Source organism: Pedobacter changchengzhani (assembly GCF_004354365.1).
Taxonomy (GTDB): domain Bacteria; phylum Bacteroidota; class Bacteroidia; order Sphingobacteriales; family Sphingobacteriaceae; genus Pedobacter; species Pedobacter changchengzhani.
Genome location: NZ_SJCY01000008.1, coordinates 1 through 15,046, shown reverse-complemented (window position 1 = coordinate 15,046; position 15,046 = coordinate 1). Strand labels below are relative to the sequence as shown.

Sequence of the window (15,046 nt, the reverse complement as noted above, 5' to 3'; positions counted from 1 at the left end):
TTAAATAATAAAAATTAATAAGAGTTATGAAAAAAATAGTTCTAAGTATGTTTTTAGCAAGTGCAATCAGTTTTGCATTTGCACAGAAAAGTGAAGTTAAAGAGGCCCAAAAAACTTGGGAATTTTATTATAGTTTGGGCAGAGCTAAAACTCCAGAGAAAAAGCTTGAAGACCTAAAAAATGTGATTGCCCACACTGATAAGGCGATAGCTGATGAAAAATCGAAAGTTATGCCCGAAGCTTGGATTTATAGAGCCTTAGCATCAGCGGAGATTGCAGTAAGTGATACTAGTAATTTAGCAAACATTAATGCAAATTTAGCTATTGCCGAAGAAGCTTTAGCTAAAGTAAAAGCATTAGATACTAAAGACGAACAAAAAGATTACGTAAAGGCAGTTAAAGCAACTATTGAGGTTGCAGTTAGAAATGCCGGAATTATCGCTTATCAAAAAAAGGAATATAAAATTGCTTACGATAAATTTGTTGAATCTACCGTAATAAACCCGTTGGATACAGCAATGTATCTGAATGCGGGTATTGCTGCAAATGGCCTTAAAGACTACCCGAATACAGTAAAATATTTTAAAAAAGCAATTGATTTAGGTAGTCCACAATCTAAAGAGTTGTACAACCAAATTATTCAAATTAACCTTGCTGAGCAAAAGGATACAACTGCTGCATTAGCAACTTTAGAAACAGCTATTGCAAAGTATCCAGAAAATGGTGATTTTTTGAAAACACAAACACAAATTTATTTAAACAGGGGAGATGCTGAAAAATCTTTAGCAATGCTAACCGCGTTGGCTGTAAAAGAACCGAATAATGCAACCTATCAGATTTTATTAGGTAACATTAGCTTTTCTCAAGCGTTAAAATTGCAAGAAGAACGCAACAAGTTAGATATTAAAAAAGTTAAAGAGTTTCAGGCGGCAACCGCCAAAATGAAAGGTTTATTGGAAACAGCTTTGCCATTTTACAAAAAAGCGTTGGAAATTGACCCAGTTAACCGCCCAGCGTTAGAAACGTTAAAAACCATTTATGCTTTTAAAAATGATACTAAAAGCTACGACGAAATAAAAAAACGATTTGATGCCTTACCCAAAGAGTAATAATTGATCAACTAAAAAGAGCTTCGATTTTTTGGAGCTCTTTTTTTTATGCTTAATTTTACAGAAATTAATCTACACCAACTATGCAAAAATGTTTTGTGGTACTATTATTTACATTTATTTCGGCAAATGCCTTCGCTCAAAAAAGCCAAGTGCTTATTGCTAGAAACGCTATCGGCAAACTCCAATCGGCTATAGAAAATAAACAAGATGTAAAAAAACAAATAGCCACCATTACCGAAGGCCTAAAAGCTACAGATGCAGCTGAAAAAGACAATAGAACAAAAAATTGGGCAGAAGTATGGGCAATAAAGGCGTATTTAACATCTTATTACGCAATTATAGAAACAGATAATGTAAGCTCGGATCGGTACTTCGACTTATCAAATGAAGCGCTAAAGCAGGCGAAAACTTTAGATAAATATGAGAACAATGCGGTTTTAATCCAATCTGCATATCAGAATATTTTAATTAAAAAACAGGATAGGGGCAACGCTGCATTTTTTAATAATGATTTTGCCAATGCGATAGAAGATTTGAAAGAAGTTAGTGATTTTTATCCAAAAGATACAACATTATCATTAAATATTGGTATTTGCGCTTTGAATATAAGTAATTATGATCTGGCTTTAAAGTACTTGAAACGCGCGAAAGATAATGGGATTCAAAATCCTGCAGTTTTTCAAAAGTTATCACAATTGTACTTTTCAAAATTTGATAATGATAATGCAATCAAAGTTTTAGAAGAAGGATTGGTTTTAAATCCTTACCGCAAAGCATTGGCAAACGATTTAATTAATCTGTTGCTTGATACCGAAAATTATACGCAAGCAGAAAGTTTGATTGAGAAAGATTTAAAAATTGAGAAAGGCAGTAAGTTGTTAAACTTTCTTTATGGATATTTAAATCAACAAAGGGGAAATTCTGAAACCGCTGTATTGGCGTATAACAAATCTTTAGATATGGATCAGAATTATTTCGATTCATTATATCAACTCAGCTTAGCTTATATTAATGAAGCAGATAAAGTACTTGAAAAAGCATTACCCAACAACGAACAACAATATTCGGCCTTAATTAATAGGGCACAGTTGGCTTTAAAGCGTGCCAACGAATTAAATCCAAACGATAGAAATACAATTGACTTATTGGTGAATATTTATACTAAAAAGAAAGATTTAGAAAAAGCACAGGAATTGAAAAGCAGATCGAGAGATTTTTAAGGATCTGATTTGTGTAATGATATTAATTTCTAAAAAAAATCCCTTCAGTTTTTGAAGGGATTTTTTAATTTTAATTGGCTTGTTTTTGATAAATAGTTCCGTTAACGAAATCTAAAATCAGTGCCGGTGGAAAAATAAGAATATCTGCAATAAAAGCACCCGCTTTTAATTGGCGTTTAGCCGGAGGAGTAGGTTTTGTTTGCTGGTGAGCAGTAGGTTTGCCACCATTAAATAATGTGCCACAACTAGAAAGTAATAATGTAGAAACTGTTAACGTAAGAAGGATTTTTTTCATAAAATTATTATCGTTATTAAGATATTCGCCAAAGATATAATAATACATTTCATTTTAATGTAGAAGAGGTTCTTATTAGAAGAAACGTATAAAACAAATATCAACTTAACATAATATTAATTATAGGACAAAAGTAATTAGTTTTGTTGGCTCAAATTAAAATTAGCTTTCATTAACACTGATGTGTAAATTTGATTAGCTTTGATACTTTAAAAGCTTTTTAGTCTGAAAAAAGATTCTTTCGATTAACCTCAACTCTTCAGTTACAATTTCTGCACTTCCGCTCAATTCCTTATCAAATTTCAATTTTTTATTATAGGAAGTTTTTAAGCCTTTTGGAAGAATAACCTCTACATAATAATTTCCTTTTTCATCTGGGTTAAAAGATATATTTTGTACCCTACCTTCAATAATTCCATATTCTTGATAGCGGAAATTATTTAGCTTTATTAATACTTTTTCGCCCTTAGAAATTTTACCAGAATTGGTTGCTGAAATGGTCATCTTGCCAATTAGTGCTTTCTTATCATTCGGTAAAATAGATAATATCGCATCTCCCCTTTTCACAAACTGGTTTTCTCCCCAAAACTGCTGAAAACTTACCATTCCATTTATAGAAGAAATAATTAAATAGTTCTGTTCCCATTCTCTCAACGATTTTCGTAATTGTTCAAATAATTGATTAGTTTGAGAAGCATAATTGATTCTATCTTTCTCGGCACTTATTGATGTACCACTTTTAGTTTTTTTAAGATTTGCAATACCCTCTTGAGTTTGCGACAAGGAGATATTAATGTTTTCTAAGCTTTGTAGTGCTTGTAAATATTTCATTTTCTCAGTTTCGAACTCTACTGCAGAAATTACCTTTGACCCAAAAAGTTGTTGAGCGCGCTTATAATTTTTCTTTACTAATTCGTATTTCTCTACTTCTATATTTTGTTGCTGTTTTAAATTGATTATTCTGCTTTTATATGCTTCAATATTTTGGTTTGTAGCCATATTTTCAGGGGCGTATGGTTGCAGTCTTTTAAACAATCTTTCATCTTGAAAAGCTTTTGCAAAATTATTATAATCACTTTGAAGTTCGCCAAGTTTAAACAGTGCAATTTTTTCTATCGGGAATGTAGATAACTTATTTGAGGAAGTAGAATCTATTAGCTTTTTAAGTTCAAACACGTCGTTATAGTTTGCTGTAGATTGTAATACCATTAAAGCATCTCCTCGTTCTACGTTTTGTTGATCTTTGATAAATATCTTTTCAATTTTAGAATCAACTCTTGCCTGTAGTTTTTCTGGAGGATTTTGTGAAGTTATTACAATCGTAGCGGGTAAAAATTCTGGATATTTGATAAAATAACTCATCAGTAATATCATCAAAATAATGCATAAAATAATAATATTACCCCAACGTAACATCCAATGAGGTGGTTGCGATAGCACCTCTTGAACATTTTCAGAGCGTAATGCTATATCATCTAATATATTTTTCTTAGTTTCCAAGTTCTAGCTGGTTTTTAATTAATCTATAATATTCACCTTTTTTTGCTACTAATTGATTGTGGCTTCCTTCCTCAACAACTATTCCTTTATCGAGCACAATAATTTTATCAGCATGTTTTACTGTCGATAACCTATGGGCAATCACAACTGCTGTTTTTCCTTTAAAAAACTCATCTAAATTTTCAATTATTATCTTTTCATTATTGGCATCTAATGCACTCGTTGCCTCATCAAAAAAGATATATTCAGGAGATTTATACACTGCCCTAGCAATAAATAGGCGTTGTTTTTGTCCACCGCTAACACCAATACCCTCGCTTCCAATCATAGTGTTGTAACTTAGTGGCAAACTTTCGATAAATTCTTTAATGTTGGCAATTTCAATAGCCTTTCTTAATTTATGTTTATCAACACCATCATTACCGATGGCAATATTATTGGCAATTGTATCATTAAAAACGTAACTTTCTTGCATAACCACGCCACAATGACTACGCCAGAACCTTGGAGAAACATTTTTTAATTTGGTATGACCAATTTTTATTTCTCCCTTAAGTGGATCATAAAATTTAGTCAATAACTTTAATAACGTAGTTTTTCCGCTACCACTTGCACCAACTATTGCGGTAGTTTTTTGGTAAGGTATTGTTAAATTTAAGTTTTCAAAAACAAACGAATCCGAACCTGTGTACCTAAAAGAAACATCATTTAAAGTGATATCTTTCTCGGGTATTTCTGCAGTATATTGTTCATTACTATTTTCTTCATCTTCCTTAGCATGAATCTCTCCTAATCTTTCTAAAGAGATTTTGGCATCTTGTGTTTGCTTTATAAAATCAATTAACTGCATTAATGGGCTATTTAACTGCCCAATAATATACTGAACAGAAAGCATCATACCCAACGTTAGGTTGCCTGTTAAAACTAATTTAGCAGCAAGAAAACTTACGAGGATATCCTTCATCTGATTAATAAAATTACCGCCGACGGATTGCCATTGTTCTAATGAAAGTGATTTTATTCTAATTTTGAAAAGCTTTACTTGCAAAAATTCCCAATCCCAACGTTTTTGTTTTTCTGCGTTATGCATTTTTATTTCCTGCATACCGTTAATTAATTCTATAACCTTACTTTGTTCTTGAGATGCTTGCGAGAACATTTTATAATCCAACTCTTTTCTCTTTTTTAGAAAAAAGGTAATCCAAGAAACATATAAAATTGATCCAATTAAATAAACCAAAAAAAGTTTATAGTCATAAAATAATAATACAATACTAAAAGTGATCAAATTGACCATTGAGAAAAGCGTATTTAGCGAAGAATTTGTTAATAGTTGTTCAATTCTATGGTGGTCGTTAATCCGCTGTAAAATATCTCCAGTCATCCTTGTATCAAAAAAACTGATAGGGAGTTTCATTAATTTTATAAAAAAATCGGAGATAATTGATATGTTAATTCTTGTTGATAGATGTAGTAAAATCCAACTACGTATCATCTCTATCCCCATTTTCCCTGCGAAAAGCATTACCTGAGCCAATAATATTAAATAAATAAAATTAATATCTTGGTTTTGTATTCCAACATCAACTATACTTTGAGTAAGAAATGGGAAAATGAGTGTTAATAAACTGCCTGCTAAAAGTCCGACAGCTAATTGAATTATAAGCGATTTATATTTAAGCAAATATTTGAACATAAATGAAAAACTAGTGGTTTTCTCATCATCGTCAAATTCACTTTTGTAAAAATTAGGAGTAGTTTCTAAAATAAGTGCAATGCCTTCTTCTGTATATTCATCAGCATTTGCACCAATCCAGTGTTTAATGAATTCATCTTTATTATATGTGATTAATCCATAACTCGGATCTGACACATAAACGTTTTTATTTTTATCTATTTTATATACTACAACATAATGATTTTTATTCCAATGCAATATGGATGGAAAAGGCACATCACTAAATAAAGTTTCAAAATCTATTTTAACACCTAATGTTCTAAATCCTAAGCTTTCTGCCGCATTACTAAGTCCCAGCAAACCGCTGCCTTCTCTGTTGGTTTCAGAGAGGTCTCTAATTTGTTGTAGTGGAATACTTTTTTTGTAATGTTTAGCGATAATACGCAAACAAGTAGGACCACAGTCTTTACTATCGGGTTGCTTAAAAAATGGAAATTTTTTCATATTAAACACCCCAAAGTTTTTTAAACTGATGTGCTAATTTCTTTTTATCTATCGTAACTCCCGAAGCTGAAACATTAACTCCCGAATCGTTTAAATTGACATAACCTTCTTCATTTTCCCATACTGATAAATACGGATTGTAAGTGCATTCTACATCGTGATACCATTTGTCCTTGCCCTTTAAAGGAACACGGCTATCGATACACATATATCTAAATTCGCAATCACAACAAACAAGCGTTCCGGTCTTTTTCACCTCTCCAAGTTCTCGAAATTCAGATGAAGAAATCGTTTCCAAGAAAACGTCACTCTTCATCTCATTAATGTTTCCAAAACTTTTAAAGTTGGTTAACCCATTTTTTATGTAACCATCTTTATCCATATATAATTTCCCATTATAGTATGAGTGGAAATTGTAAGCTTCTAAGAAATGTTCATTATTAATATTCAATTTGTCTGATGTTAATCTTCTTATGTACGATGGAAAATCTTGCTCGTAAAAATTATAGTAGATATTTTGGTGTAATTCTGTTTTTGGTTTAGTATTAAAAAAGTTGACGGAAAAAACTAAGTTATACTGAGCTAGCAATTTTCTTTTTTCTTCGAATGTTTCGGAATCAAAATTTTCTATGTATAAGTATATACAATCTATTTCTAGACCGTTTATTTGATTTAAAACCCTAAACAGATCGTCGTCTATCTCTGGAGCTACAATGGATAAATTTAAAAGATATTCACCTTTAATAAAATCAAAAAAAATAGCGTTAATGTTTGAATGAATTACAATATTAGTGGTAAGATTTGGTGCTTCAAAATTTCTATCCAAAGACTTAAATCGGTTTTTTTGATTACGATCATAAACCTCAAATATAATTTCTTCCTTAATCAGAAAATTAATCAACTCTTTCCTCTCGTTGTTATCATTAATTTTATCAAATTTTATAAAACCATTAGTGTTTAAAATATCATAATGTTTTTTGGGAATAAAAAAGTAGTCTTTTCTGCCAATATCGTAAATGATTGACCGGTTGTAACCCTTTATAGGTATGCATAGTTGATTTCTCAAAAATAAATTGTTCATAATGGTGATTTATAAAATAAGTCTAACTGTAATCTTTCGGTAGAAAATAATTTCGATTCTCTAGTTTTAACCAAAAATTTTGGTTTTTCCTTCTTAACCAACGATTTTAGATGCAAAGGCACATTTCCGCTTTGTATTTCTCGTATTAATTTCTTCATATTATAAGTGTAAAGCAATTTCCTTTTCTAAATTGTAGTTGCAGGGATCAGAAACCATTCCGAATTGACCAATGGGGTTTAAGTCCAAAAAATAATATTGCCGATCTTCTTTTGAAACAACAACATCGAACGAAGCACAATTTAAACCAATTTTGTCCAGAAGATTTTTGATCTTTTTCTCATACGATTTTGGAAATTGGTACGGAGTCACCCTATTAGGTTTTAAGTTGTCGTAATTTCTAAAATCTACGTTTGTATTTTTATTTTTTTGAGAAAAAATAGCCATTGCATAAAATTTGCCATTTAAATAGAAACACCTTATTTCATATTCTTTTATAATATTTTTTTGAAAAAAAGTAGGAATGAATTTATCTGGCAGTTGATTAATATCATTAATTAGTATTTCTGCAGTGTAGGCTTGGTGGATTGAGTGGCTAGCATCTATAATAGAGAATGGCATATTTAATGGTTTTGAGATAATATTATTTTCCTCATTATAAAAGCCAAATAATATTTCTTTTTCACTTGTGACAATAAATCTAGGAACGAGAATATTATTTTTTTTGCATAAGTCTAGCAAATACAGCTTATTAATATCTCTTGTTTCAAAATTATTTATTGACTCTATTTTATCAAAACTGTATCGCATGTATTCGCTTAAACTTGCACTTTCTATTGAAAGATACTTCTTGATAAGTTGACTAGTATGTTGTTTGAACAAATTTATGTCACCTCGTCTATACCATATTTTCGTTATTTTGTCGCTGTAAAATGTTATTCCATCAATACTGATAATAAAATTCTTTTCAGTGAGTGATATTATGTTAATATCGGTATTTTCATTTATTCTAATAAATTCTTTTTTTAAATGGATTAACCAATTTATAACTCTACTAGTAGAATAGTCATCGTTAATAGAAAAAATTAATATCATAAGTTTACAGTTAGCTAATGTTAGCGATGATTATATTTACAAAATGGAGGGTTATGCCCTCCATTTTTAATTAGTCCATATTAATTTTACAATAAATTGTATTATTATGGCTGGATTTTTAAATTTGAGTTACTCCACCTCCTGTTACATTACCGTGGTCATCATACGTAGTTGTCCTAACATCAGACCTATTACCCGTAATTGATGAACATGCGCTTGCAGTATAAGCTAATCGTCCACCATTTATTTGGCAGTTCTTCAAATCAATTCGTTTTCCGAATAAATCGTTGCTATTTTTCATTTCTATTAAATTTTAGTACATTTTGTATGAGATATAATTTCACAAAATGTATGATTTACAACCTTGTTTCTATGATTGAGTTTTGCATTGTATTTAAACATACTCAGGTTATGTTTAAAACTTTAATTGCAGTTATAGTCTATACATGAACTTAACCACCTTCCCTTATCGTCACGATCTGTTATCTGGGTATCACTGCAACCCCCATTACAGGTTGTGCTTTGGATTGACCTCGTTGATTCAGCCAATTTTCCACCATTAATTTGGCAGTTTTTTAACTCGATTTTTTTTTCGAATAACCTTTTTGAATTTTTCATTTTTTTTTTAATTTTTAAATTAGTCACCAATTTACCCTGGCGTTTAGGTTTTGCTGATCAGCTTATGACATTGAAATTCGGAACATTAGACGTGCTTTACAACCTGTAGTTAATATTCGATTGGTTTGAATAAATATTCGTATTAGTCTAAAGTATATTCGTTTTTGATCCTAATTGAAAAGTTTATGACTGACTTGTACATTATTAGTGATTTCGAGAAGCCATTATTGCTTTCGATAATGAATAAGATTTGTTTGATAATTCCTTTTATAAATCACTATCAACTTCACACGTAATCACTACAGTAAAGACGCTTTTTTAATCAGAAAGAATTTAAATCGTTTGCAGAATGGAAACAATCGTTTTGATAAATGTTTTTTTGGTGGAGATACGCTACTCTTTATAGATGGTTATAAATTAACAACCTGTGCATAAACTGAAATTAGCGCTGCTTGTTCTGTAGGTTATTTAAGGAATGACTACGCCCATATGCTTTATTTTAAGCAGGTCAACCGGATTGTAAGCGAACGGTAGTGAATTTATTACATTTAATTGGTTAATATGAGCAATGTAAAACGCAATGAAGAGGTAAGTTTTGAAATCCTAAAAGAGATAATTAATTATTAATTTATTAGCACGTTATTTTATACCCAATCTATTCCTTTACGCAACAACTGCATCGTTTTATATTCGTCGCTATCTGGTTTTGGCTGTAAATTATAATCCCAGTTTGCCTGCGGAGGCAAACTCATTAAAATAGATTCAATCCGACCGTTGGTTTCTAAACCGAATTTCGTTCCAGAATCGTACACTAAATTAAATTCTACATAACGGCTTCTGCGTTGATATTGCCAAGTTTTGTTTTGCTCATTATAATGCTTATCCTGATTCCGCTCCATCAACTCACTGTATATCGGCACAAAAGATTCACCAACACTTAATGAAAAATCTAAAATCTGTTGCCAACTTAGTTCGGTATTTTCTGGTTTTAAACGATCGTAAAAAATACCACCAATGCCACGGGTTTCATTTCTATGTTTTATAAAAAAGTAATCGTCGGCGTGCGTTTTAAATTTTTTGTAAAAATCTGGGTGATGTTCATCGCAGGCTTGCTTCAATTTATGGTGAAAAAAGCGCGCATCATTTTCAAAGACATAATGTGGTGTTAAGTCGATTCCACCTCCAAACCAGCGGGTTTCCTCGTTTAATTCGAAATATCTGATATTCATGTGAATAATCGGAACCATTGGGTGGCTTGGATGAATTACAATAGAAACTCCTGTTGCGAAAAATTCATCCTCATCAACTTTAAATGCCTTTTTAATAGCATCGGGCAATTTACCATGCACTGCAGAAAAGTTAACGCCACCTTTTTCGATGATGTTTCCATTTTGCATAATCCGCGTGCGTCCTCCGCCTCCACCTTCTCGGCTCCAAATCTCTTCTTCAAACACACCTTTTCCATCGGCTATTTCTAAGCCTTTACAAATTTCATCTTGAATTTTTTGGTACTTTTCTGCTACTTCATCTTTAAACATCGCATCCTAATTTAAATACAAACTTATGGCTATTTGTGCATGAAAATTGATTTAAGTTTAGATAGTACAATTTTTTGACATTATAGTTTAAACCTCGATATAATCTAAATCCTTGTTAAAACTTTCTTTTAAATAAATTACCGAAACCATCGCAATTAAGGATACAATGCCCATTAAAATAAATGCAGCGTTAACAATTCCAAACCGATGTACAAAAAATTCGAAGGTAAAAGTTATCGGAATTAATGCGCCTCTAACAAAGTTCGGTACGGTGGTAGTAACCGTAGACCTGATGTTTGTGCCAAATTGTTCGGCTGCAATGGTTACAAATGTCGCCCAATAACCCACACCAAAACCCATTGCTAAGCAAATGTAAATGAAACTCGTCTCCGTTAAATTTGTATTTTTTAAATACCATATTACTGTAAATACAGATATGATTTGAAAGATTAAAACCGTTTTTTTTCTCGATTTTAAAACTTGCGCTAAAAAGCCGCATATTACATCGCCAATAGCAATACCAAAGTAGGTGTACATAATGCCCGTGCCAGCATTTAAAACATCTTTTGCACCAATTGCTTTACCAATTTCTGGCGATTGTGTAACCAAAATACCCACAATAAACCATAAAGGGAGTCCCAAGCAAATGCATGCTAAGTATTTTAAAAATCGTTTTCGATTAGAAAACAGCATAAAAAAATTTCCTTTTGAAATTTCATCTGACTTTTCTACATCCTTAAACATACCAGATTCAAATGTGCCAACTCTAAGTAAAAGCAATAACAAACCCATTCCGCCACCAACAAAGTAGGCCGTTTGCCATTCGAAATGTTTGCCAATAGTTGCTGCAACTGTGGCACCGAACAGCCCCACTCCTGCCACAATCATTGTTCCGTAGCCACGCTTATTTTTATCCATTGTTTCGGTAACCAATGTAATGCCGGCACCAAGTTCTCCAGCTAAACCAATCCCTGCAATAAACCTTATAATTGCGTAACTGTGTACATCGGTTACGAAGCCATTTGCAATATTGGCCAACGAGTACATCAAAATTGAACCGAACAAAACTTTAATTCTCCCATATTTATCGCCGATAATGCCCCATAAAATGCCACCAAGTAATAAACCAAACATTTGCATGTTGATTACATACTCACCATCTTTACGCATGTTTTCGGCCGAAATTCCGATATCGGCGAAGCTCTTTAAACGCACTACAGAGAATAGAACCAAATCATAAATATCTACGAAGTAGCCTAACGCAGCTACAATTACTAAGAATATAACACCTTTATTAATCGATTTTTGAGAATCCATTTATCTGTTTAGTTTGTGGGCATGAAAATACAAAAACAGACAAATAAAATACTATGCTAACTAAAAAAGATGGTGCTTTGTGGAATTAATATTTTTTTGACCTTATAAAATTCGATTAAATAATTATTCATGCTTGTAAAACAAAACCCTATTTTTACTTTGAGGTAACGCATCAAAATTTTTAAATTGATAAATCTTTCTCATATTTATACATGATAATTTCCCATAATACCCTTAAATGGGCCATGCGCTTCTATCCCCCATTATTTTTTCAGCGCATTTGGGTAAAACAATTTGATAAAGAATTTAAAAGTTGTACGGTTAAAATTGCTAAAAGCATTTTTAATAAAAATTACAACGGATCTATTTTTGGTGGAACAATTTACACCGCAACTGATCCATTTTATGCGATATTATTTGATCAGCTTATGCAAAGGCGTGGTTTTAAAGTTCGAGTGTGGTTAAAAAGTGCATCTATTCAATATTTAAAACCCGGCCGTTCTCATTTATATTTTACGATAAATATAACCGATGGGATGATTTTGGATGCAGAAAATGCTTTAAAAATGGGTGGCAAATTTATTAAAGCCTATCCTATGGAAATTAAAAATGCCGATGGCGAAATTTGTGCAACTGTAATTAATGAAGTGTATATGCGCAATTTACATACAGGCGAAACATCTAACGTAGCTTATTAACAATTTATGGGGATAAAAAACTTGATTTTACAGGGTGAAGGCGTTTGTTTAGACTTTAAAAAAACGATTACCAGTGCAGAAAAAATTGCTAAAAGTTTAGTTGCCTTTGCCAATAATAAGGGCGGGAAATTACTTATTGGCGTAGCCGACGATAAAAGTATTGTTGGTGTAAAGGCAGAAGATGAAGAACGTTACATGATTTTAAAAGCTGCACATCAATTTTGCAAACCCGCAATTGAACCAATTTTTGATGAAATTTACGTTGATAATAAGTTAGTTTTGGTGGTAAATATTCTAGAAAGTGATACCAAACCACATTATGCGTTAGACGATCAAAAAAAATGGTGGGCTTATATCCGCATTCAGGATAAAAGTGTTTTAGCGAGCCGAATTATATTGGAAGTTTTAAAACAAGATCAAAAAGACACCGGCGTGCTCATCTCCTATTCTGAAAGTGAAAAAAAGCTGTTGCAGTATTTAGATTTGAATGGCAAAATAACTTTGAAGCAATTGAGTAAGTTGCTACGCTGCTCGTATAAAAAAGGACAACAAATATTAGTTAACTTAATTTTAACAGATGTAATAAAATCGCACACGAGCGAAAAAGAAGAATATTTTATAGCCGTTTAAATTTTCGGGTTGTAAAATAAGCATTTGAAGCTCAAAATTCGATCGGTGCAACCAATGTCGTTTTTATCATCCCAAAAAAATTACACGTTTGTATGTGTTTCACCGTTTTTTATCCGTTTTATTTCTGCTTTTAATATTTAAAAACGCCACCTTTGCAAACTCATGTTTTTCAAAATATACCAAAAATATAAACCTTACTATAAAGAAAACCTGCATTTAGCCTTGCCAATTGTTGGTTCTCAGCTTGGCCATACTTTGGTTCAAATAGCTGATAGTGTAATTGTTGGCCACTTTACCGATACTGTACAGTTAGCAGCTGTATCTTTAGTAAACAGTATATTTATTTTAGTATTGGTAATTGGTTTGGGTATATCTTACGGCATTACGCCCTTAATTGCGCAAGAAAACGGCAGAAGAAATTACGATGAATGCGGTAAATTGCTGTCTAACAGTTTAATTATAAACCTAATTATTGGCATTGTAATTTACGTTATTGTACACTTTGGCGTTTTACTGGTTATCGATCATTTGGATCAAACCCCTGCGGTGGTTAGCTACGCAAAGCCTTATTTAAGTTTATTATCGCTATCCATTATTCCCTTACTTATTTTCCAAACCTTTAGGCAATTTGCCGAGGGTTTAGGTTTTACCAAGCAAGCCATGTACATCTCCATTTGGGGGAATTTAATAAACATTGTTTTAGGTATAATTTTCGTTAAGGGAATGTTTGGCATAAAACCTATGGGTGTGAGTGGCGTGGGTTTAAGTACATTAATCGATCGTATTTTAATGGCAATCGTGATGTGTGCGTACGTGCTGCGATCAGCAAATTTTAGAAAATACTTGGTAAGCTTCAAAGCCACTTTTATAGATAAAGTAAGGGCTATGAAAATCATGAAAATCGGCGCACCAGTTGCCATGCAATATTCGTTCGAAATTAGCGCTTTTAGTGGCGCAGCCGTTTTGATAGGCACAATTGGCGCTGTAGAACAAGCAGCGCACCAAATTGCCATAAGTTTGGCAGCAATGACTTATATGATTGCAGGTGGTGTGGCTTCTGCAGCAACCATAAAAACAGGAAATAATTTTGGAAAAAGTAATTTTAATGATTTGCGTAAATCGGCAATTGCGAGTTACCATGTAATTATCTGTTTTATGGCCGTTACTGCGGTTGTATTTATCCTTGCAAATCAATTACTGCCATACATCATTACCAATGATGTAGCTGTAATAAAAATTGCAGCACAGTTGCTGATTATTGCCGGCTTCTTTCAACTTTTTGATGGTACTCAAGTTATCGGCTTAGGTGTATTAAGGGGAATTGGCGATGTTAATATTCCAACCTTTATTACGTTTTTAGCGTATTGGGTAATTGGTATCCCGATCGGATATCTGTTGTGTTTTAAGTTCGAATTAGGCGTAAACGGCATTTGGTATGGTTTAACACTTGGTTTATTAACAGCCTCTATCCTACTGTTTTTGCGCTTTCAGAATAAAACCAGAAAGTTAAATGCTTAAACAGCAGTGTTAGGCGCGCTTTTTTTTTTTTTTGAAAACCAAAGTCCTGTTTTTTATCGGTTACGATAGTCCTGCTTTCCGTTTTACTCATCCGAAAAAACGGGTTTCGTGCGCACTACAATCCCTTAGGTTTGAAAAAGATTATCAAAGGCTTAAATTTGATAAGGAAACCTTAAAAGCAGAGGTGAACTATGCTGCAATCCAGACTTAAGATCTAGAACCTGTAACAGACCTCTGCTTTCTAG

At 32.4% G+C, this 15,046-nt stretch carries 14 protein-coding genes; 5 read left to right on the top strand and 9 right to left on the bottom strand.

Annotated features, from left to right (window positions below; all coding sequences use genetic code 11):
- Nucleotides 1-26: 26 nt before the first annotated feature.
- A complete protein-coding gene (locus EZJ43_RS11580; protein ID WP_133262880.1) occupies nucleotides 27-1,109 on the top strand; it encodes a tetratricopeptide repeat protein in 1,083 nt (360 codons plus the stop codon).
- Nucleotides 1,110-1,192: 83 nt separating this feature from the next.
- The gene (locus EZJ43_RS11575; RefSeq protein WP_133262879.1) at nucleotides 1,193-2,332 is read left to right on the top strand and encodes a tetratricopeptide repeat protein; all 1,140 of its coding nucleotides are present in this window, start codon (nucleotides 1,193-1,195) and stop codon (nucleotides 2,330-2,332) included.
- A 70-nt stretch (nucleotides 2,333-2,402) separates the two neighbouring features.
- Here EZJ43_RS11575 and EZJ43_RS11570 read toward each other — a convergent pair whose 3' ends face one another.
- From EZJ43_RS11570 to EZJ43_RS11535, 9 genes are all read right to left on the bottom strand, one after another.
- On the bottom strand, nucleotides 2,403-2,627 hold the full coding sequence (locus EZJ43_RS11570; RefSeq protein WP_133262878.1) for a hypothetical protein: 225 nt from the start codon (nucleotides 2,625-2,627) through the stop codon (nucleotides 2,403-2,405).
- Between the two features lie 195 nt (nucleotides 2,628-2,822).
- On the bottom strand, nucleotides 2,823-4,127 hold the full coding sequence (locus EZJ43_RS11565) for an HlyD family secretion protein (protein WP_133262877.1): 1,305 nt from the start codon (nucleotides 4,125-4,127) through the stop codon (nucleotides 2,823-2,825).
- Nucleotides 4,117-6,309: a peptidase domain-containing ABC transporter gene (locus tag EZJ43_RS11560; RefSeq protein ID WP_133262876.1), complete on the bottom strand. Its 2,193-nt coding sequence runs from the start codon at nucleotides 6,307-6,309 to the stop codon at nucleotides 4,117-4,119. Before EZJ43_RS11560 ends, EZJ43_RS11565 begins: the two co-directional genes overlap by 11 nt.
- Nucleotide 6,310: 1 nt before the next feature.
- Nucleotides 6,311-7,390, bottom strand: a complete 1,080-nt coding sequence (locus tag EZJ43_RS11555) for a hypothetical protein (RefSeq protein ID WP_133262875.1) — start codon at nucleotides 7,388-7,390, stop codon at nucleotides 6,311-6,313.
- Nucleotides 7,387-7,548 (bottom strand): hypothetical protein, encoded by a 162-nt coding sequence (locus EZJ43_RS17175; RefSeq protein WP_165953154.1) that lies wholly within the window; start codon nucleotides 7,546-7,548, stop codon nucleotides 7,387-7,389. The genes EZJ43_RS11555 and EZJ43_RS17175 overlap by 4 nt, the downstream gene beginning before the upstream one ends.
- A 1-nt stretch (nucleotide 7,549) precedes the next feature.
- Nucleotides 7,550-8,482, bottom strand: a complete 933-nt coding sequence (gene gwsG, locus EZJ43_RS11550) for a grasp-with-spasm system ATP-grasp peptide maturase (protein ID WP_133262874.1) — start codon at nucleotides 8,480-8,482, stop codon at nucleotides 7,550-7,552.
- Nucleotides 8,483-8,600: 118 nt separating this feature from the next.
- Nucleotides 8,601-8,783, bottom strand: a complete 183-nt coding sequence (locus EZJ43_RS11545; RefSeq protein ID WP_133262873.1) for a hypothetical protein — start codon at nucleotides 8,781-8,783, stop codon at nucleotides 8,601-8,603.
- A 961-nt stretch (nucleotides 8,784-9,744) separates the two neighbouring features.
- Nucleotides 9,745-10,638, bottom strand: coding sequence for an oxygen-dependent coproporphyrinogen oxidase (gene hemF, locus EZJ43_RS11540; protein ID WP_133262872.1), 894 nt, complete (start codon nucleotides 10,636-10,638; stop codon nucleotides 9,745-9,747).
- An 87-nt stretch (nucleotides 10,639-10,725) separates the two neighbouring features.
- Nucleotides 10,726-11,955 carry an MFS transporter gene (locus tag EZJ43_RS11535; protein ID WP_133262871.1) on the bottom strand — a complete coding sequence of 410 codons (1,230 nt, stop codon included), beginning with the start codon at nucleotides 11,953-11,955 and terminating at the stop codon, nucleotides 10,726-10,728.
- 212 nt (nucleotides 11,956-12,167) lie between these two features.
- Here EZJ43_RS11535 and EZJ43_RS11530 point away from each other — a divergent pair, with 212 nt between their 5' ends.
- The 3 genes from EZJ43_RS11530 to EZJ43_RS11520 all read left to right on the top strand — a co-directional run bounded on the left by EZJ43_RS11530 (nucleotide 12,168) and on the right by EZJ43_RS11520 (nucleotide 14,801).
- Nucleotides 12,168-12,653, top strand: coding sequence for a PaaI family thioesterase (locus EZJ43_RS11530; protein ID WP_133262870.1), 486 nt, complete (start codon nucleotides 12,168-12,170; stop codon nucleotides 12,651-12,653).
- 6 nt (nucleotides 12,654-12,659) lie between these two features.
- Nucleotides 12,660-13,283, top strand: coding sequence for an AlbA family DNA-binding domain-containing protein (locus EZJ43_RS11525; protein ID WP_133262869.1), 624 nt, complete (start codon nucleotides 12,660-12,662; stop codon nucleotides 13,281-13,283).
- 162 nt (nucleotides 13,284-13,445) lie between these two features.
- Nucleotides 13,446-14,801 carry an MATE family efflux transporter gene (locus EZJ43_RS11520; protein ID WP_133262868.1) on the top strand — a complete coding sequence of 452 codons (1,356 nt, stop codon included), beginning with the start codon at nucleotides 13,446-13,448 and terminating at the stop codon, nucleotides 14,799-14,801.
- The last annotated feature ends 245 nt before the right edge of the window (nucleotides 14,802-15,046 follow it).

Coding starts and splice junctions, on each gene's coding strand:
- EZJ43_RS11580 (WP_133262880.1), top strand. CDS start 27: ATGAAAAAAATAGTTCTAAGTATGTTTTTAGCAAGTGCAATCAGTTTT.
- EZJ43_RS11575 (WP_133262879.1), top strand. CDS start 1,193: ATGCAAAAATGTTTTGTGGTACTATTATTTACATTTATTTCGGCAAAT.
- EZJ43_RS11570 (WP_133262878.1), bottom strand. CDS start 2,627: ATGAAAAAAATCCTTCTTACGTTAACAGTTTCTACATTATTACTTTCT.
- EZJ43_RS11560 (WP_133262876.1), bottom strand. CDS start 6,309: ATGAAAAAATTTCCATTTTTTAAGCAACCCGATAGTAAAGACTGTGGT.
- EZJ43_RS11555 (WP_133262875.1), bottom strand. CDS start 7,390: ATGAACAATTTATTTTTGAGAAATCAACTATGCATACCTATAAAGGGT.
- EZJ43_RS17175 (WP_165953154.1), bottom strand. CDS start 7,548: ATGAAGAAATTAATACGAGAAATACAAAGCGGAAATGTGCCTTTGCAT.
- gwsG (WP_133262874.1), bottom strand. CDS start 8,482: ATGATATTAATTTTTTCTATTAACGATGACTATTCTACTAGTAGAGTT.
- EZJ43_RS11545 (WP_133262873.1), bottom strand. CDS start 8,783: ATGAAAAATAGCAACGATTTATTCGGAAAACGAATTGATTTGAAGAAC.
- hemF (WP_133262872.1), bottom strand. CDS start 10,638: ATGTTTAAAGATGAAGTAGCAGAAAAGTACCAAAAAATTCAAGATGAA.
- EZJ43_RS11535 (WP_133262871.1), bottom strand. CDS start 11,955: ATGGATTCTCAAAAATCGATTAATAAAGGTGTTATATTCTTAGTAATT.
- EZJ43_RS11530 (WP_133262870.1), top strand. CDS start 12,168: ATGATAATTTCCCATAATACCCTTAAATGGGCCATGCGCTTCTATCCC.
- EZJ43_RS11525 (WP_133262869.1), top strand. CDS start 12,660: ATGGGGATAAAAAACTTGATTTTACAGGGTGAAGGCGTTTGTTTAGAC.
- EZJ43_RS11520 (WP_133262868.1), top strand. CDS start 13,446: ATGTTTTTCAAAATATACCAAAAATATAAACCTTACTATAAAGAAAAC.